A 245-nucleotide genomic window follows, 5' to 3' on the forward strand; every position below is an offset into this window, starting at 1 on the left:
GAAGTCGCGGCGTTTCACCCGACCGAGGGTGCGGTAAACCTATATCGCACCCAGCGATTCGCCAATAGTAAGCAACGCGCGTTGGCATCCATGATGTCGCCGACGTGTCCGGTGCCGGATTGCCGGCATGGAGCTGACAACTGCGACATGCACCACATCCAAGCCTGGCGGTATGGCGGGGAGACCAACCTGGCCAACCTCGTGCCGCTATGCCGGTTCCATAACGGGCGCAACGACGATGACCC

The 245-nt window shown here is 61.6% G+C and carries 1 protein-coding gene; it reads left to right on the forward strand.

Going from position 1 to position 245, the window contains the following annotated elements:
• Positions 1-147 precede the first annotated feature (147 nt).
• The coding region (locus HMPREF2785_RS12390; protein WP_371440503.1) for an HNH endonuclease at positions 148-245 on the forward strand (98 nt) is incomplete at its 3' end.

It is taken from the genome of Corynebacterium sp. HMSC067D03, from assembly GCF_001811185.1.
Taxonomy (GTDB): domain Bacteria; phylum Actinomycetota; class Actinomycetes; order Mycobacteriales; family Mycobacteriaceae; genus Corynebacterium; species Corynebacterium coyleae.